The sequence below is a fragment of the Castellaniella sp. genome (assembly GCF_034675905.1).
Lineage (GTDB): Bacteria > Pseudomonadota > Gammaproteobacteria > Burkholderiales > Burkholderiaceae_B > Castellaniella.
This window is the reverse complement of record NZ_JAUCCV010000002.1, coordinates 167,091-184,608: the sequence shown is the minus strand read 5'-3', so window position 1 is coordinate 184,608 and position 17,518 is coordinate 167,091. Positions and strand designations below refer to the sequence as shown.

The 17,518-nt window shown below is 62.7% G+C and carries 18 protein-coding genes and 1 pseudogene; 15 read left to right on the top strand and 4 right to left on the bottom strand.

Going from position 1 to position 17,518, the window contains the following annotated elements:
• Nucleotides 1-16: 16 nt before the first annotated feature.
• Nucleotides 17-997 carry a lytic murein transglycosylase B gene (mltB, locus tag VDP79_RS02055; protein WP_323016579.1) on the bottom strand — a complete coding sequence of 327 codons (981 nt, stop codon included), beginning with the start codon at nucleotides 995-997 and terminating at the stop codon, nucleotides 17-19.
• Between the two features lie 184 nt (nucleotides 998-1,181).
• On the opposite strand from mltB, the gene VDP79_RS02050 reads away from it, so the two are divergent.
• From VDP79_RS02050 to VDP79_RS02015, 8 genes and pseudogenes are all read left to right on the top strand, one after another.
• Nucleotides 1,182-2,105, top strand: coding sequence for a histone deacetylase family protein (locus VDP79_RS02050; protein ID WP_323016578.1), 924 nt, complete (start codon nucleotides 1,182-1,184; stop codon nucleotides 2,103-2,105).
• 77 nt (nucleotides 2,106-2,182) lie between these two features.
• Nucleotides 2,183-2,932 carry an electron transfer flavoprotein subunit beta/FixA family protein gene (locus VDP79_RS02045; RefSeq protein WP_323016577.1) on the top strand — a complete coding sequence of 250 codons (750 nt, stop codon included), beginning with the start codon at nucleotides 2,183-2,185 and terminating at the stop codon, nucleotides 2,930-2,932.
• Entirely contained in the window at nucleotides 2,933-3,862 is a 930-nt protein-coding gene (locus VDP79_RS02040) for an electron transfer flavoprotein subunit alpha/FixB family protein (RefSeq protein WP_323016576.1), read from the top strand.
• A 94-nt stretch (nucleotides 3,863-3,956) separates the two neighbouring features.
• Nucleotides 3,957-5,779: pseudogene (locus tag VDP79_RS02035) on the top strand (acyl-CoA dehydrogenase).
• 103 nt (nucleotides 5,780-5,882) lie between these two features.
• Nucleotides 5,883-6,524: a peroxiredoxin gene (locus tag VDP79_RS02030; protein ID WP_323016574.1), complete on the top strand. Its 642-nt coding sequence runs from the start codon at nucleotides 5,883-5,885 to the stop codon at nucleotides 6,522-6,524.
• Nucleotides 6,525-6,767: 243 nt separating this feature from the next.
• The gene (locus VDP79_RS02025) at nucleotides 6,768-6,998 is read left to right on the top strand and encodes a hypothetical protein (RefSeq protein WP_323016573.1); all 231 of its coding nucleotides are present in this window, start codon (nucleotides 6,768-6,770) and stop codon (nucleotides 6,996-6,998) included.
• A gap of 80 nt (nucleotides 6,999-7,078) precedes the next feature.
• Nucleotides 7,079-7,450: a 50S ribosomal protein L19 gene (gene rplS, locus VDP79_RS02020; RefSeq protein WP_323016572.1), complete on the top strand. Its 372-nt coding sequence runs from the start codon at nucleotides 7,079-7,081 to the stop codon at nucleotides 7,448-7,450.
• Nucleotides 7,451-7,599: 149 nt separating this feature from the next.
• Nucleotides 7,600-8,334 carry a CoA pyrophosphatase gene (locus VDP79_RS02015; RefSeq protein ID WP_323016571.1) on the top strand — a complete coding sequence of 245 codons (735 nt, stop codon included), beginning with the start codon at nucleotides 7,600-7,602 and terminating at the stop codon, nucleotides 8,332-8,334.
• Here VDP79_RS02015 and rsgA read toward each other — a convergent pair.
• Together rsgA and VDP79_RS02005 are read right to left on the bottom strand one after the other, a co-directional pair.
• Nucleotides 8,328-9,227 carry a ribosome small subunit-dependent GTPase A gene (gene rsgA, locus VDP79_RS02010; protein ID WP_323016570.1) on the bottom strand — a complete coding sequence of 300 codons (900 nt, stop codon included), beginning with the start codon at nucleotides 9,225-9,227 and terminating at the stop codon, nucleotides 8,328-8,330. The two genes, VDP79_RS02015 and rsgA, sit on opposite strands and share 7 nt — an antisense overlap.
• Nucleotides 9,220-10,464, bottom strand: coding sequence for a M48 family metallopeptidase (locus VDP79_RS02005; protein ID WP_323016569.1), 1,245 nt, complete (start codon nucleotides 10,462-10,464; stop codon nucleotides 9,220-9,222). Before VDP79_RS02005 ends, rsgA begins: the two co-directional genes overlap by 8 nt.
• Before the next feature lie 55 nt (nucleotides 10,465-10,519).
• Between VDP79_RS02005 and orn the strand changes: the two genes are divergently transcribed.
• From orn to VDP79_RS01970, 7 genes are read left to right on the top strand one after another with little or no spacing between them, the layout of a single operon-like run.
• Nucleotides 10,520-11,065: an oligoribonuclease gene (gene orn / locus VDP79_RS02000; protein WP_323016568.1), complete on the top strand. Its 546-nt coding sequence runs from the start codon at nucleotides 10,520-10,522 to the stop codon at nucleotides 11,063-11,065.
• Between the two features lie 46 nt (nucleotides 11,066-11,111).
• Nucleotides 11,112-11,558 carry a holo-ACP synthase gene (gene acpS / locus VDP79_RS01995; RefSeq protein WP_323016567.1) on the top strand — a complete coding sequence of 149 codons (447 nt, stop codon included), beginning with the start codon at nucleotides 11,112-11,114 and terminating at the stop codon, nucleotides 11,556-11,558.
• A 4-nt stretch (nucleotides 11,559-11,562) separates the two neighbouring features.
• Nucleotides 11,563-12,609, top strand: coding sequence for a beta-N-acetylhexosaminidase (gene nagZ, locus VDP79_RS01990; RefSeq protein ID WP_323016566.1), 1,047 nt, complete (start codon nucleotides 11,563-11,565; stop codon nucleotides 12,607-12,609).
• Nucleotides 12,572-14,395, top strand: a complete 1,824-nt coding sequence (gene uvrC, locus VDP79_RS01985) for an excinuclease ABC subunit UvrC (protein WP_323016565.1) — start codon at nucleotides 12,572-12,574, stop codon at nucleotides 14,393-14,395. Before nagZ ends, uvrC begins: the two co-directional genes overlap by 38 nt.
• Before the next feature lie 13 nt (nucleotides 14,396-14,408).
• Complete coding sequence (gene pgsA / locus VDP79_RS01980; protein ID WP_323016564.1) at nucleotides 14,409-14,978, top strand: CDP-diacylglycerol--glycerol-3-phosphate 3-phosphatidyltransferase; 570 nt, start codon at nucleotides 14,409-14,411, stop codon at nucleotides 14,976-14,978.
• A gap of 34 nt (nucleotides 14,979-15,012) precedes the next feature.
• Nucleotides 15,013-15,186 (top strand): hypothetical protein, encoded by a 174-nt coding sequence (locus VDP79_RS01975; protein ID WP_323016563.1) that lies wholly within the window; start codon nucleotides 15,013-15,015, stop codon nucleotides 15,184-15,186.
• Entirely contained in the window at nucleotides 15,183-16,655 is a 1,473-nt protein-coding gene (locus VDP79_RS01970) for a sodium:solute symporter family protein (protein ID WP_323016562.1), read from the top strand. Before VDP79_RS01975 ends, VDP79_RS01970 begins: the two co-directional genes overlap by 4 nt.
• Before the next feature lie 12 nt (nucleotides 16,656-16,667).
• Here VDP79_RS01970 and queF read toward each other — a convergent pair whose 3' ends face one another.
• Nucleotides 16,668-17,498 (bottom strand): NADPH-dependent 7-cyano-7-deazaguanine reductase QueF, encoded by an 831-nt coding sequence (gene queF, locus VDP79_RS01965; RefSeq protein WP_323016561.1) that lies wholly within the window; start codon nucleotides 17,496-17,498, stop codon nucleotides 16,668-16,670.
• Between the last annotated feature and the right edge of the window lie 20 nt (nucleotides 17,499-17,518).

The window sequence follows — 17,518 nt, the reverse complement described above, 5'->3', positions numbered from 1 at the left end:
CCCGCGGCGTGTTGCGTCACAAGCCCATCCGGTTGGTGATTTCGCCGGCCAGTTCAACTACGGACGCCGCATAGAAGTAGCTGCGATTGTAGTGGGTGATGGCAAAGAAATTCGGCGTGGCGCAGCGATAGTCGTGCGTCCCCCGGATTTCATCCTGCAGATCGATCACCCCCAGCGGCTGGGTTTGCCAGCGGGTGTCGCGGCCCGGCAGGGCCTGGGCGCCGGCAGCTTTCAGGCGCGGCCAGTCGCTCGTGGGCGCCAGACCATCCTGCACCAGCCGGTCGGCGCTGGCAGGCAGCGTGACCGGGGCAAAGGCCGGCACGTCGCGCACCCAACCATGTTCCTTCAGAAAATTGCCGACTGAAGCGATCGCGTCGTCCACATTGCCGGCCAGGTCCACCCGGCCATCCCCATTGCCATCGACCGCGTAGCGCATCAGGCTGCCGGGCATGAATTGCGGCAGCCCCATGGCGCCTGCAAACGAGCCTTCGACCGTGCGGGCGTCCAGCGCCCCCTGGTGGTCCAGTACGATCAGATCAGCCAGTTGTGTGCGGAACATGGCCTGCCGTTCCGGGCGGGATGCGTCGGGGTAGCGAAAGCCCAGCGTGGTCAGCGTGTCCAGTACCCGGTGGTCTCCGGTGAATTGGCCGTATACGGTTTCGATGCCGATGATGGCGACGATGATCGAGGCCGGCACGCCCGTGCGGGCGCTGACCTGATCCAGAGTGCTGCGGTGGGCTTGCCAGAATGCTGCACCCCGGCGGATGCGGATCGGGTCCACATGGCGTTGCCGGTAACTGAGCCAGGCGCGCCGGATGCGCGCGCGGCGGGCAGGCGGCGTCATCAAGCGTACGGCCGTGGCGTTGTAGCGCGCCGTGCGCAGCAGCGCTTCCACCTGGCTGGGCGGGATGTTGTGGGCCTGGGCGGTCTGGCGGGCGAAGGCCAGGACCTCGGGGATCAGTTGCCCGTCAGCGCCGATGAAATCGCCCTGCGCCAAGAGGGCTTGGCCCGGATTCCTGCTTCTGCTAGAATTAATACGATCGTTTGAAACGATCGTTTGATTTGTGGTGCTGCCGGTATCTGAAACAGTGTGATTGTTGCTGCTGCTGGCACAGCCGGATAAGAACAGCGACGCTACGGCAACTTGCAAAATACGGGTTGGTCTGAACATAATCGCCCTTATGGAGACGCTCTATATTACTCATCCCGCCTGCCGCCTGCATGAAATGGGTGCGTGGCACCCTGAATCCCCCCAGCGCCTGGATGCGGTGGCCGATCAACTGGCGGCCAGCGGGCTGATGGATTTCCTATCCCAACAGCAGGCCCGTCCCGCGTCTCCGGACGACGTGTTGCGGGTGCACACTCCGGAATACCTGGCCTTTTTACGGCAGCACGCCCCGGCTCATGGATATTTCCCGGTGGATTCCGACACAATCATGAATCCGGACACTCTGCAGGCGGCGTGGGCCGCCGCGGGCGCGGGGCTGACTGCCTTGGATGAAATCATGGCGGGTCGTGCACAGACGGCGTTTTGCGCCATCCGGCCGCCGGGGCATCATGCCAGGCCAGGCCAGGCGCTGGGATTCTGTTTTTTCAACAATATCGCCGTGGCTGCCCGCTACGCGCTGGAACGCTACGGGATGCAGCGCGTTGCGATCGTCGATTTTGACGTGCATCATGGCAATGGCACCGAGGAAGCCTTCCTGCACGAGAAGCGTGTGATGATGTGCAGTTTTTACCAGTACCCCTTGTTTCCTGATACCCGTCAGGATGATCCGGGGCCCAATATGATCAACATCCCCGTGGATGCCTATTCCGATGGTCAGGTGGTGCGCGATTTGGCGACGCAACACTGGTTGCCGGCCTTGCGCCGCTTCCAGCCGGAACTGATTCTGGTATCGGCGGGGTTCGATGCCCATCGCGAAGACGATATGGGCAGCTTGAAACTGGTCGAGGCGGATTACGCCTGGATCACTGAACGTCTGGTCGAAGTCGCTGCCGAATCCGCTCAGGGGCGGATCGTCAGCTTCCTGGAAGGCGGTTACGACCTGTCCGCGCTGGGGCGCAGCGCGGTAGCGCATGTGCGGGCGCTGGGGGGGTATTAAATGGTGTGTATTGCATCTGATTTCCTGCCGTTTCGCGGCGCCTGCATTCTCTTTTCTTTTCATTCTGGAGTAGCTCGATGAAGGTCCTGGTACCGGTCAAGCGCGTCGTTGACTTCAACGTCAAGGTCCGCGTCAAATCCGATCACACTGGCGTGGACATTGCCAACGTCAAAATGTCCATGAATCCGTTCGACGAAATCGCCGTCGAAGAGGCCACCCGTCTGAAGGAAAAGGGTGTGGTCACAGAAGTCGTGGCGGTCTCGTGCGGGGTGGCGCAATGCCAGGAAACCCTGCGCACCGCCATGGCCATCGGTGCTGATCGCGGCATCCTGGTGCAAACGGATGTCGAATTGCAGCCCTTGGCGGTGGCGAAGATCCTGGCCGCGCTGGCGCAAAAGGAACAGCCCCAGCTGATCGTGCTGGGTAAGCAGGCCATCGACGACGATGCCAATCAGACCGGCCAGATGTTGGCGGCGCTGCTGGACTGGCCCCAGGCCACCAATGCCAGCCAGGTCGAGGTGCAGGGCGATCGCGTCCAGGTGACGCGTGAAGTCGACGGCGGGCTGGAAACCCTCAGTCTGGCGCTGCCAGCGGTCATCACGACCGACCTGCGCCTGAATGAGCCGCGCTATGTGACGCTGCCCAACATCATGAAAGCCAAGAAAAAGCCGCTGGATACTGTGTCGCCGGCGGATCTGAACGTCGATCCCGCCCCGCGCCTGAAGACCCTGAAGGTCACGGAACCGCCCAGCCGTTCAGCTGGCGTGATCGTGCCCGATGTGGCGGCTCTGGTGGATAAACTGAAAAACGAAGCGAAGGTGGTCTGAATGAGCATTCTGGTTATTGCTGAACACGACAACGCCCAACTGGGCGCCGCGACCCGCAACGTCGTGGCGGCGGCTGCGGCTCTGGGCGGTGATGTGCACGTGCTGGTGGCGGGCTCCGGCGCCCAGGCGGTGGCCCAGGAAGCCGCACAGACGGCTTCCGTGACCAAGGTCCTGCTGGCCGATGGTCCGGCCCTGGCCGATGCGCTGGCGGAAAATCTCGCGGCTCAGGTGCTGGCCGTCGCAGGCGGCTACAGCCACATCCTGTTTGCTGCGACGGCATCAGGCAAGAACGTCGCCCCGCGGGTCGCGGCCAAGCTGGACGTCGCGCAGATTTCCGACATCGTCGCCGTGGAATCCGCCGATACGTTCGTCCACCCGATCTATGCCGGCAATGCGCTGGCGACCGTGCAGTCGGCTGATGCGAAAAAAGTCATTACCGTGCGTACCACGGCGTTCGATCCCGTGGCGGCCAGCGGCGGCAGCGCGGCTGTCGAATCCGTCAGCCCGGCAGCGGATTCGGGCAAGTCGTCGTTTGTCAGCCGCGAACTCGCCAAGAGCGATCGTCCCGATTTGACCGCCGCGTCCGTCGTGATCTCGGGCGGCCGTGGCCTGGGCAGCGCCGAGAATTTCAAGATTCTGGACCCCCTGGCCGACAAACTGGGCGCCGCCTTGGGCGCTTCGCGTGCCGCCGTGGATGCGGGCTATGCCCCCAACGACTGGCAGGTCGGTCAGACCGGCAAGATCGTGGCGCCGCAGCTGTACGTGGCGATCGGGATTTCCGGGGCCATCCAGCATCTGGCCGGGATGAAGGATTCCAAGGTCATCGTCGCCATCAACAAGGACGCCGAAGCCCCCATTTTCGGGGTGGCGGATTACGGCCTGGTGGCGGATCTGTTCGAGGCCGTGCCTGAACTGGTCAAGGCGCTCTGATCGTCAACCGGATGGACGGGCCTCTGCGAGGCCCGTTCTGCTTATTGCGGAATGATCGGCTGGCGGCCGGGTTCTGCGCATCACAGGAATTGTCATGACATATCAGGTTCCCACCCAGGATATCCGCTTCATTCTGCGCGAATTGGCCGACCTGCCCGGCGTGCTGGCGCTGCCCGGCTTCGAAGAGGTCTCGGATGATCTCGTGGACGCCGTGCTGGAAGAAAATGCCCGCTTCGTCGAACAGGAAATCGCCCCGCTGAACCGGATTGGCGACACCCAGCCGGCGCAGTGGCAGAATGGCGCCGTGAAGACCAGCCCCGGTTTCCAGGCGGCTTTCCATGCCTTTGCGCAAGGTGGCTGGCAGGGCTTGCCGCACGAGGTCGAATTCGGCGGCCAGGGGCTGCCGAAACTGGTGTCTGCGCCTGTGACGGAAAGCCTCAATGCGGGGAACTTGTCGTTTTCCTTGTGTCCGCTGCTGACCGATGGCGTGATCGAAGCGTTGTCCATGGTCGGGACGGCAGAACAGAAATCCCGCTTCATCCCGCCCTTGCTGGAAGGCCGCTGGACCGGGACCATGAATCTGACCGAACCGCAGGCGGGGTCCGATCTGGCCTTGCTGAAGACCCGCGCGGTACATCAGGATGATGGCAGCTACCGCATCAGCGGCCAGAAAATCTTCATCACCTATGGGGATCATGACCTGGCCGAGAACATCATCCACCTGGTGCTGGCCCGCACCCCGGATGCGCCCAAGGGCATCAAGGGGATTTCCCTGTTCATCGTGCCCAAGCGCTTGGTCAACGAGGACGGCAGTCTGGGCAAACGCAATGATGTCTATTGCGCATCGCTGGAACACAAGCTGGGCATTCACGGCAGCCCGACGGCCGTGCTGCTGTACGGGTCCGACAAGGGCGAGGTCGGCGAGGGAGCCATCGGCTACCTGATCGGCGAGGAAAATCGCGGTTTGGAGTACATGTTCATCATGATGAATGCGGCCCGCTACGCAGTGGGTCTGCAGGGGGTGGCGGTGTCCGAGCGCGCTTTGCAGCATGCCGCTGCTTATGCGGCAGAACGCGTGCAGGGCAATGCCCTGGAAGGCTCGGCCGGCCCGGTACCGATTGCCCGCCACCCGGACGTGGCCCGCATGCTGGGAACGATGCGCGGCCTGACCGAAGGCGCCCGTGCGGTGGCCTATGTGGCGGCCGGCTACCGGGATCAGGCGGCGCATGCGTCGGATGAAACAGTTCGGGCGCATTTCAAGGCCACGTACGAATACTGTGTGCCTATCGTCAAGGCGTTTTCCACCGAAGCGTCCGTCGAAGTGGCGTCTCTGGGCGTGCAGGTGCATGGCGGCATGGGCTTCATCGAGGAAACCGGGGCCGCCCAGTACTACCGGGATGCCCGCATTCTGCCGATCTACGAGGGCACGACCGCCATTCAGGCCAATGACTTCATCGGTCGCAAGATCGTGCGTGACGGCGGCAAGATCGCACAGGAACAGATCACCGGCATGCGGGATACCGTCGCGTCCTTGAGGGCGGCGGCAGGATCGCATGCAGAGGCGCTGGGCTTGATTGCACAGCGTCTGGAAGATGCGGCCCAGGCGTATGAGTCTGCCGTGGGGTGCGTGCTGGGCCATATCCGCGAGGATATCCGGGGCGTGTTCGCCGGCAGCGTGCCTTGCCTGATGCTGGCGGGGACGGCCCATGCCGGCTGGCAGCTGGGACGCGCGGCGTTGGCGGCGGCAGCGGCGATCCAGGGGGGATCTTCCGATGCGTTTTATCTGAACAAAATCGCCACTGCCGTGCAGTATGCCGTGCATGTTCTGCCGCGTGCCGCTGCGCTGAATGCGGCGGTCCAGGCAGGCGGTTTGGCAGATCGCTATGTGCAGCAGACGCAGATATAGTTATAACTTAGTTGTATTTCAATAGCATCCTATATTCTGCAAGAATCTTAAGTGTCTAAACTAATTCGCCGCCTGGATCGTCCAGGTGGCAGTCACTTGAAACAGGAGTTATTGATGGCTACGCTGCGCCTGGGCGATGTCGCCCCCGATTTCGAACAAGAATCCTCTCTGGGGAAAATCAAATTCCATGAATGGCTGGGCAATGGTTGGGGGGTGCTGTTTTCCCACCCGGCCGACTTCACCCCGGTCTGCACCACCGAACTGGGCTACACCGCCATTGTGTCGGGGGATTTTGCCAAGCGCGGCGCGAAAGTGATCGCCGTGTCCGTGGATGGCAAGCAGTCCCACATCGACTGGATCAAGGACATCAACGATACGCAAAAGACCAATGTCCAGTATCCGATCCTGGCGGACGAAGACCGCAAGGTCGCCACGCTGTACGACATGATCCACCCGAACGCCAGCACGACGGCGACGGTGCGTTCCGTATTTGTCATCGACCCGAACAAGAAGATCCGCCTGATCCTGACCTATCCGGCCAGCACCGGCCGTAACTTCGATGAAATCCTGCGTGCATTGGATTCCATTCAATTGACGGACAACTATAGCGTCGCCACGCCGGTGAACTGGAAGCCGGGCGAAGACGTCATCATCGCGCCGTCGATCAAGGATCCGGCCGTGCTGAAGGAAAAATTCCCCAAGGGCTACAAAGAAGTGCGTTCGTATCTGCGGACGACTCCGCAGCCGAATCTCTGATTTCCGGCTTGCTGCAAAACGCCGGTCTCCGAAGCGGGGATCGGCGTTTTATTTTGCCTCTTGCGCGCAATGCTGTTTATTTGTACAGTATCATTCATTACTGTATGAAAACACAGTTACGGCCTGTTCAGGCCGGACACACAGGAGACCAACATGGCTGGATCGATAGGGTGGGGAACATGGGCCGGGCGGTGCGCAGGGGCATCTTGCTGGCAGGTATCGGGCGTTTTGCAGGGGCCTTGGGTGCCGGGCGGTTCATGGGGAGGCCGTCGCGCCGGCCGATCCGTCGGCCGGACAACAGGGCGTGGGCAGGCCGCTTTGGCGGCGCCGGTCGGCCGGGTGCTCCGGCCCCGTATCGGCGCGCGTATCGCTTGGCGCCGTCTGGCGGCGCTCGCAGGAGACGTGCTCATGGTGCTGGTGTGGGCTGCCATGATTCCCGGCATGATGTGGCTGGGTGTGGCCGCAGGCTTCTGATATAATTGCGTGTTTACCGCATCCTCTGCGACGGCACCAATCCTATTTCATAGCCGTATCCAAGATGCTTCGGAGCTACCGTGAATCTGATCGAAACCATTGAACAAGAAGAAATCGCACGCCTGACCGAAGGCCGTGTCATCCCCGACTTCGGTCCGGGCGACACCGTTGTCGTCAGCGTGAACGTCGTCGAAGGCACGCGCAAACGCGCCCAGGCCTACGAAGGCGTGGTCATTGCCCGCCGCAACCGGGGTCTGAATTCCGCCTTCACCGTGCGCAAGATCTCCTCCGGCGAAGCCGTGGAACGCACCTTCCAACTGTATTCCCCGCAGATCGCCGCCATCGAAGTCAAGCGCCGGGGCGATGTCCGCCGTGCTAAGCTGTACTATCTGCGTGGCCGTACGGGCAAGGCTGCTCGCATCAAAGAAAAGCTGGTTCGCAAGTCCGCCTGATCAGGCTGGATCGCATGACCTCAAAGGCACCCGTCAGGGTGCCTTTGTCTTTGATGCCATGATCCATCCCAAGGCCGCTGGCTGTCTTGCCGGTGGTGCGGATCGCGCAGGCGCAACAAAGACGGGCCGGCTTATTTTTTCTGGATGTCATGACGCACCCGATTCCTTCTCCGGGTCTGATACGACCTGCGGGGTTTGATCCCACTGCCCAGCCGATCTTGCCGGGGGCGCCCCTGCCGCCCTTGCCTCCGGAATGCCTGCAGCTCGACTACATCCGCCAGGCGTTTGCCCGGTCCATCGATTGGCGGGTCGAACCTTTGTTTGCACAGGCCTTCCTGCCGGATAATCCCGCGCTTGCGCAGGCGCGCCAGGCTGCTGTGCTGATGCCGTTGGTGCAGCGCGATACCGGGCTGCACGTCTTGTTTACCCGGCGGGCGGCCCATTTACATGATCATGCCGGACAGATCAGCTTTCCGGGGGGGCGGATCGAATCCAGCGATGCGGATGCGGTCGCTGCCGCGATTCGTGAGACCCGCGAGGAAATCGGCGTCGACCAGCGGTTTGTGCAGATCATGGGAGTGCAGCCCGCCTTGCTGACGACCACGCGTTTCGTGATGACGCCAGTCGTGGGGGAATTGCTGCCGGGGTTTCAGATCGCTGCGGATCAATCCGAGGTCGCCGAGGTCTTTGAAGTCCCTCTGGGCGTGCTGATGGACCCCACCCAACATCATCTGCATCAGTTGCAGACGTCCTGGGGGCATGGGCGCTGTTATTTTTCCGTCAGCTGGCAGTCGTATTTCATCTGGGGAGCGACCGCCATCCTGATCCGTAATTTCTATTATTTTCTGGCCGCCTCGGCCGGCGTGCCGATCCGCGCTCAGTAGCGCTTGGCCGCTTCGTTTTCCGCCAGGATGCGCAGGTACAAGGCGTGTCGCTGGGCGGAAATCCCGCCGCTGGCGACCGCCGCCAGCACGCCGCATCCCGGCTCATGCCGATGCGTGCAGTTGTAGAAGCGGCATTGCTCGATCGCCGGCGCAAATTCCGGGAACCCGTGTTCGATTTCCTGAGGACCCAGGTGCTGCAGGCCAAAGGCCTGGAAACCCGGTGAATCGATCAGGTCGCCCCCGCCGGGCAGGGTATACAGGCGGGTGAGGGTGGTCGTATGGCGACCGGTGCCCAGGGCTTCGGAATGCGTCTGAGTGGCTGCCAGGGCATCGGGCACCAGCGCATTGAGCAGCGTGGATTTGCCCATGCCGCTTTGACCCAGCAACAGGGTGCAGCGGTCTTGCAGCAGCGGCATCAGCTGTTCGTGCACTTGGGCGGCGTCCAGGGCGCTCAGCATATGGACTGGCACCCCCAGCGCCTCGGTGGCATGCAGGCGTTGGCGGGCGGCGGCGGTTCCGGGCAGATCGGATTTGTTCAGCACGATATGGGCTGCGACGCCGGCGCTGCTGGCAGCAACCAGCGCCCGGCCCAGCAGATCGTCGGAAAATTCCGGCTCCGCTGCCAGCACCAGCAGCAACTGGTCGATGTTGGCGGCGAACAGTTTGCTGCGCTGGATGTCTGATCGGTAGAACAGATTGCGGCGCGGCAGGACTTCGGTGATGAGGCCTTCGTGTTCGCCCTCTGGCAGGATCTGCACGTGGTCGCCCACGGCGATGCCGGCTTTTTTCCCCCGAGGGTAGCAGTGGCGCGACTGGTCGGAGTGGTCGATGGCCACCCGATAATGGCGTCCGTGGGCCGCAGTGACGCGGCCTTGCAGCAAGTTTTTAGCCATCGTGCAGATGGGCGATGCGCACGGCGGCCGAGGGGTGGCTGTCGTACCAGGCGGAATGGATCGGGTCCGGTGTCAGGGTGGCGGCGTTGTCGTCGTACAGCTTGACCAGGGCGCTGCTGAGCGGCGCCGGCCCGCACTGGCTGACGGCGTAGCGATCTGCCTGGAACTCGTCCCGGCGCGACAGCAGGCTGGCGATCGGGGTCGCCCAGAAGGTGAAGACCGGCAGCGTCAGCATGAACAGCATCAGCGCCAGCCCGTCATTGGGTCTGCCCAGCTGGGGCAGGACGCCCAGCCCGGTGTAGAACCAGAGCTGGGTCGATAACCAGGCCAGCAGCTGCAGAAAGATACCTGCGGTGATGAAACTGACCACGATGCGTCGCAGGATGTGATGGTGGGCGAAGTGACCCAGTTCATGCGCCAGCACGGCTTCGACTTCGTCGACATTCAGGCGCGAGAGCAGCGTATCGAAGAAGACGATGCGGCGGTGGCGCCCGAAGCCGGTGAAATACGCATTGCCGTGCGCCGAGCGGCGGGAGCCGTCCATCACGAACAGACCCGACAGGCCGAAATGGCAGCGTTGCGCCAAGGCGTGGATGCGGGCGCTGAGCGCCGGATCATCCAGCGGAGTGAAACGGTTGAAAATAGGCGCAATAAAGCTGGGGTAGAGCCAGAGCACCAGCAGATTGAAGGCCACCCACAGCCCCCAGGCCCACCAGGCCCAATCCGTGCCGGTCGCACCCATGACCCATAGAATGGCAGCCAGCAGCGGCGTGCCCAGCGCCAGGGTGAGGAGCAGCATCTTGAGCGCGTCGGTGATGAACAGGCGCGGCGTCATGCGGTTGAATCCGTAGCGGGCTTCCAGCCGGAAGGTGCGCCAAGCGGAAAAAGCCAGGCCGATAGAACCCAGCAGCGCCAGCACGCAGCCGACCAGCGCCAGTTGGCGCCACAGTTCGTGTTCGATGAGGTGACCCAGCATCAGGTCCAGGGCCTGCAATCCGCCCAGCAGTGTGAGGGCCAGCAGGATGGCGGCTTCTGTGATGCGTTCGACCATCGATAGCTGGCAGCGCGCCACGGTGTAGTCGGCTGCGCGCTGGTGGCTGTGCAGGCTGATGTGGCCGACGAAGGCCTCCGGGACGGTGTCGCGGTGGGCCAGCACGTGGCGGATCTGCCGACGTGCCAGCCAATAGCGGATCAGCAGGTCGCCGATCAGGCAGGCGAGAAACAGGGTGGTCAGCATGTCTGTCCGGCCAATATGCGAAAATCAGGTTTTACAGTTGAAAGGATTATAGGTGATGGCTGCGAATGATCAGCGCCTGATCTGGCTGGATATGGAAATGTCCGGCTTGGATCCTGAAAAAGAACGCATTCTGGAAATTGCCCTGATTGTCACTGAACCCGACCTGACCGAAGTCGCCCAGGCGCCGGTGCTGGTGGTGCATCAGGACAATGCGGTGCTTGATGGCATGGATAAGTGGAATCAGTCCACACATGGCAAGAGCGGCCTGATCGAGCGGGTCAAGGCCTCGACTGTGACGGAATCCCAGGTCGAAGACATCCTGCTGGAGTTCCTCGCGCCCTTGGTGCCGTCCGGCAAATCGCCCATGTGCGGCAATACCATCGGCCAGGACCGGCGCTTCATGGTGAAGTACATGCCGCGCCTGGAAGCCTACTTCCACTACCGCAACCTGGACGTCAGCACGCTGAAGGAACTGTCCCTGCGCTGGAAACCCGAGGTCTATCGCAGTTTCACCAAGGCCAGCAAGCACGAAGCCCTGGCCGACATCCAGGAATCCATCAACGAACTGAAGCACTACCGCGAACACTTCCTGCGCCTGTAAGCCTGCGCAGCGTGGGGGTCCTTTATTCCTTCGAGGAGGAAATCTGATGACAGGCGCAGGCATTGCCGGCATCGGCACGGATCTATTGCGGGTGAATCGCATCGAACGCATCTATGCGCGGCATGGCGAGCGTTTCGTGCAGCGCGTGTTGGGCGCTGACGAACAGCTGGTCCATGCCCGCCGCACAGCGCGGGATCCCCGGCGGGGCATCCTGTACCTGGCGACCCGTTTCGCTGCCAAAGAAGCCTTTTCCAAGGCTATCGGCCTGGGCATCCACATGCCCATGACGTGGTCGCGGGTGCAGATCCTGAACCGCCGGGGCGGCGCGCCCGAAGTCCATCTGTCCGGCCCTCTGAAGGACTGGTACGATGCCCGTTTCGGGCAGGCCCATGTGTCGATGACGGATGAGTCCGATATGGTGGCGGCCTTTGTCGTCATAGAAGGCCGTCCGCCTGCCGCGGCGTCCGATGCCCAACCCTTATCCAAGCACTGATTTCATGCAGAATCCTTTGCCTCCCGGCCCTGTCATGGTCGATGTCGCCGGCCTGGAACTGACGGCCGCCGAACAATTGCGCCTGCGCCATCCCCAGGTAGGCGGCGTCATCCTGTTTGCTCGTAATTTCGCTGACCGTGCGCAGTTGACGGCCTTGTGTGCCGCGATTCATGCCGCGCGCCAGGAACCTCTGCTGATTGCTGTCGACCATGAAGGCGGTCGTGTGCAGCGCTTCCGGACGGATGGCTTCACGCCGCTGCCTGCGATGCAGGCGTTGGGTCGTTGGTATGACCAGGATCCCCAGGCAGCCTTGCATGGAGCGACTGAAACCGGCTTTGTGCTGGCCAGCGAATTGCGCGCTTGCGGGGTGGATTTCAGCTTTACGCCGGTGCTGGATCTGGACGCCGGCGTCAGCCAGGTGATCGGCAACCGCGCCTTCCACGAAGACCCCGCCGTGGTGTCCCTGCTGGCGCGCGCCTTGATCCAGGGGCTGGCCCAGGCCGGCATGGCGGCCTGCGGCAAACATTTTCCTGGGCATGGGGCCGTCGCCGCGGATTCCCATCATGAAATTCCGGTGGATGATCGATCTCTGGACGAGATCCTTGACGCCGATGCGGCGCCTTACCGCTGGCTGGGCGATCTGGTCCTGCCTGCCGTCATGCCCGCGCATGTGATCTACCCGCAGGTGGCGCCGGAACCCGCCGGATTTTCACGCCGCTGGGTGACGGGCATTCTGCGCGAGCAATTCGCCTACGATGGGGTGGTGTTTTCCGATGATCTGACCATGGAGGGCGCCAGCGTAGCGGGCGACATCCATGCCCGCGCCCGCGCCGCCTTGGACGCCGGCTGCGATATGGTGCTGGTCTGCAACCGTCCCGATCTGGCCGATGAGCTGTTGGTTGCTTTGGATGGCCGTCCGCTGGATCCGCAGGCGGTGCACCGCATCCGACGCCTGATGCCGGCCCGTCCATCTCCCGACTGGACGGGACTGTTGTCCGATCCAAGGTATCTCCGTGCCCGAAGCCTTCGATCTGAAAACCTTTCTATCTGATCTGCCGCATCTGCCGGGGGTTTACCGGCATATCGATGCCGGCGGGGACGTGTTGTATGTGGGCAAGGCGCGCGATCTGAAGCGCCGCGTCAGCTCGTATTTCCAGAAGACCGGGCATGGCCCGCGCATTGCGCACATGCTGGCCCGCGTAGTGCGTACCGAGGTCACGGTGACGCGTACCGAGGCTGAGGCGCTGATCCTGGAAAACAACCTGATCAAGCGCCTGAAGCCACGCTACAACATCCTGTTTCGGGATGACAAGTCCTATCCCTATCTGCACATCACGGATCACGAAGCGCCGCGTATCGTCTATTACCGGGGCAGCACCCAGGGGAAAGGACATTTCTTCGGCCCTTACCCGAATTCCTGGGCCGTGCGCGAGACCATCCAGATCCTGCAGAAGGTCTTCAAGCTGCGTACCTGCGAAGACAGCGTCTACGCGCATCGCACCCGCCCCTGCCTGCTGTACCAGATCGGGCGCTGTTCGGCGCCCTGTGTGGGCAAGATCTCTCTGGAGGACTACCGCGCCGACGTGGATCGTGCCATCCGCTTTCTGGAAGGCCGCACTACCGAAGTCCTGCAGGATATCGAACAGCGGATGACGGCGGCGGCCGAGCGGCAGGACTTCGAGCAGGCGGCGGTGCTGCGCGATCAGATGCGGGCATTGGCGAAAGTCCTGCAGCAGCAGACCATGGAGCAGGTCGGCGAAGACAGCGCCGACATCATCGCGGTGGAAATCTCCGGCGGGCGGGTCTGCGTCAATCTGGCCATGGTGCGGGCCGGCCGTCACCTGGGGGACAAGCCCTTGTTTCCGACGCAGGCCCAGGACGAATCCGCCGAAGAAGTGCTCGCGGCATTCGTCGCGCAGCACTATGCCGATAATCCGGTGCCTCCGGTGCTGGTCTGTTCGCATGCCTTGTCCGATCCCGACTTGATCCCCATGCTGGCGGAGCAGCACGGCCATAAGGTGCGCGCCCTGTCGCGTCCGCAAGGCGCCCGCCGGACCTGGCTGGAACAGGCGCAGCGCAATGCCCGGATGGCGTTGGCGCAGCGCCTGTCGGAATCCAGCGCCCGCGAGGCCCGCACCTTGGCGCTGGCCGTGGAATTGGACCTGGATACGGACGAAGCGGCGTTGGCGGCGCTGCACATCGAATGCTTCGATATCAGCCACACTGCGGGCGAGGCCACCCAGGCGTCCTGTGTGGTGTACAAGAACCACGCCATGCAGCATTCCTTGTATCGCCGATTCAATATCGCGGGGATCGAGCCGGGCGACGATTATGCCGCCATGCGCCAGGCCTTGACCCGGCGCTACGGGCGGGTCGTGGACGGCGAGGTGTTGCTGCCCGACATAGTCTTGATCGATGGCGGGGAAGGGCAGGTGGGGGTGGCGCGCCAGGTCTTCGAGGAACTGGGCCTGGATACCCGCTGCATCGTGGGGGTGAAAAAGGGCGATCATCGCAAGGTCGGTCTGGAAACCCTGGTGTTCGTCGATGGCCGGCCTTCTGTGGCCCTGGGGGTGGAATCCGCCGCCCTGATGCTGGTGGCGGAAGTGCGCGACGAGGCGCACCGCTTTGCCATCACCGGCATGCGGGCGCGCCGTGCCAAGGCCCGCAATGTGTCGCGTCTGGAAGACATCGAAGGTGTCGGCCAGCACCGGCGCAAGAATCTGCTGGCCCGATTCGGCGGCTTTTCCGGGGTGGTGGACGCCAGTATTGACGAATTGGCGGGCGTGGATGGGATTTCCCGGCAATTGGCCGAACGCATCTACCACGCCTTAAGGTAGTATTACATTTATTATGCCGTTCAATATCCCCATCGCCCTGACCTGGTTGCGCATCGCCATGATCCCGCTGCTCGTGGGATTGTTCTATTTGCCGGATGCCTGGGCTGCATCCGGTTGGCGCGACAGCGCCGCCGCGATCGCCTTCATCGTGGCCGCCATCACGGATTGGTTCGATGGGTATCTGGCCCGGCGCTGGAACCAGACCTCGGCCTTCGGCGCCTTTCTGGATCCCGTGGCCGACAAGCTCATGGTCGTAGCGGCGTTGCTGATTCTGTTGGATATAGGGCGCGTCGATCTGCTGATCGCCCTGGTCATCATCGGCCGCGAACTGACTATTTCGGCGCTGCGCGAATGGATGGCGAAAATCGGCGCCAGCAGCAGCGTGGCCGTGCATCGTCTGGGCAAGTTCAAGACCGCCGCCCAGATGATCGCCATTCCCTGTCTGTTGTACTGGCAGCCCATCGAAGGCATTTCCACCCGCCTGCTGGGCTCCGTCCTGATTGTGGTCGCCGCCATCCTGACCGTCTGGTCGATGTGCTACTACCTGAAAAAGGCCTGGCCTGAAATCCAGCGGCGCAGCTGATCCGCCGCCCATCCCTATTGTCATGATAAGAAAGTTGAGTCTTGCCTGCATCTGGGTCCTGGCGCTGCTGTGCTATGGAGTCCCCTATCTGTTCCTGGATCGCGTCAATGCCTGGTACGGCAGCTTCTTGTTCTGGGCCGTGACAGGCGTGCTGGTGATCGTCCTCAATCTGGCGGCTACCCGCGATTTGCAGGAGCATGAGCAATGAGCGCCGTATCGCTCTGGATCGGCGTTGCTATTTACCTGGTGATCGCGCTTTACGTCGCCTGGCTGTCCCGGGACGAATCCACCAATGGCCGTTCCGTCAGCATGTCGGGCTATTTTCTGGGGGCGCGGCGCTTCGGCGGTTTCGTCTCGGCGCTCAGCTACAGCGCGACCACGTACAGCGCCTTCATGCTGGTGGGGCTGGCGGGCCTGACGTACAAGGCAGGGGTGGGAGCTTTCGGCTTTGAGATCGTGTATTTCGTCGGCGTTTCGCTGGTCGCGGTGTTCGGGCCGAAATTCTGGCATGTGGGCAAGGCCTACGATTTCATCACCCCCAGCGAGATGTTGGGTCATCGCTATCAGAGCAAACCGGTGGCCGTCTCCATGGCGCTCAGCAACTGCCTGTTTCTCATTCCCTATGCCGCAGTGCAACTGGCCGGCGTCGGCTACCTGCTGGCCGGCATGAGTCATGGCGCCATCAGTTTCACCACCGGCACCGTATTCGCCACCGTCGTGGCCTTGGTCTTTTCGTATATCGCCGGCATGCGCTCCATCATGTGGACCGACGCCTTGCAGGCGCTGTTCATGCTGGTGTCGGCCACCGCTGTCGCCTGGTTGGTGGTGCACGAACTGGGCGGGCTGGGCGTCATGTTCGATCGGCTCAGCCAGATGCCGGACGACGTGCTCACGGTGCCCGGTCCAGGCTTCTTTTCATTTGCCACCTTTCTGGGCCTGACGCTGCCCTGGTTTTTCTTCAGTCTGTCGAATCCGCAAGTCAGCCAGCGCTTGTTCATGCCCAGGAATCTGCCGGCGCTGCGCCGCATGCTGATCGGATTCCTTTGCTTCGGCTTGATCTATACCCTGGTCTCCGTTACCTGGGGCTTCAGCGCGATGATCGCGCTGCCTGGATTGTCCACGCCGGATTTGGCCACCCCGCAGCTGTTGGGTTCGGACATGGTGCCGCCCGTCTTGGCGGAGATCGTGATGATCGGCATTCTGGCAGCGGCGATCTCGACCATCGATTCCATCATGCTGACCTTGTCCTCGATGCTGTCGCGCGACGTCTACGCCCATGCGGCCGGGCATCGCGACGAGGCGCGCCAGGTGCGCTTCGGGAAATGGGCGCTGGCTGTCGTCGCTGTGCTGGCTTTGCTGTTTGCGGAACTGCGCCTGAACTTGATTGCGGTGCTGTCGGTGGCGGCATCCACCGGGCTGGCGGTCGTGGTGCCGGCCATCATCGGCGCGTTTTACTGGCGGCGCGGCACGGCGGCGGGTGCGCTGGCCAGCATCCTGGGCGGCAGCGCCATCGTGCTGGTCCTGTTTGCCACCGGCATCCAGCCGCTGGGTTTGTCGGCCGGCGTGTGGGTGCTGCCGGTGTCGGCAGCATTGTTCATCGGTGTCAGCCTGTTGACCCAGGCGCCTGTCGCGACGGCCGATGCGTTCATGGCGGCGGCCAATCGGGGCCGCCGGTAGCTGACCAGCGGTCTACTGCCGCAGCGTGCGGGTCTGCCCGATATTCTGGACTTGTATATTGGCCCGCCAGGGGTTGATGTCCAGTCCGCCCCGGCGGGTATAGCGCGCATAGACCAGCAGCTCTTCCGGCGCGCAGCGCGCCATGATTTCCCCGTAGATTTTTTCCACGCACAGCTCGTGAAATTCGCCATGGTGACGCAAGGACACGATGTAGCGCAGCAGGCCGGCATGGTCGATGCGTGAGCCGGCGTACTGGATCTGCAAGCTGGCCCAGTCGGGCTGGCCGGTGACGGGGCAGTTGGATTTCATCAGTTCCGTCACCAGGGTCTCGCGCACGAAAGGCGCCGGCTGCGACAGGGTCAGCGTGTCCGGGGTGGGCGCGGCGACGGGGTCGAAGTCGATATCCTGTTCGTCGATGCAGGTGCCGCGCAGCGGTGCGCAGCTGAGCTCGAATGCCGGGCGCACGGACAGGATTTCAATGTGGACAGGTTTGTCGCAGGCGCGGCTGAGGTCCGTGTACAGGCGCTGGCGCACGATGTCCGGATATTCAAAGCGCTCATCATTGAAGCTGTTCAGATAGAGCTTGAAAGATTTCGACTCGATCAGGTTCAGGCTGTCAGCCGGAAAGGTGAACCGCCCCATGGCCACGACCGGGCGGCCTTTGGCATTCAACCACGACAATTCATAGGCATTCCAGATGTCGGCGCCGTAGGGCGCCTGGGGCAGATCCAGCCCGGCGCGCGTCTCAGCGCGAGCGATAGGGCACAGGAGCGCCGGATCGTAGTGATCAGACCCTGCCGTGCTGCGCCCTAGGGGGCTGTGTGTGAGTGCGGAAATTTCCATGACTTTTCTCTTGGCGTCTT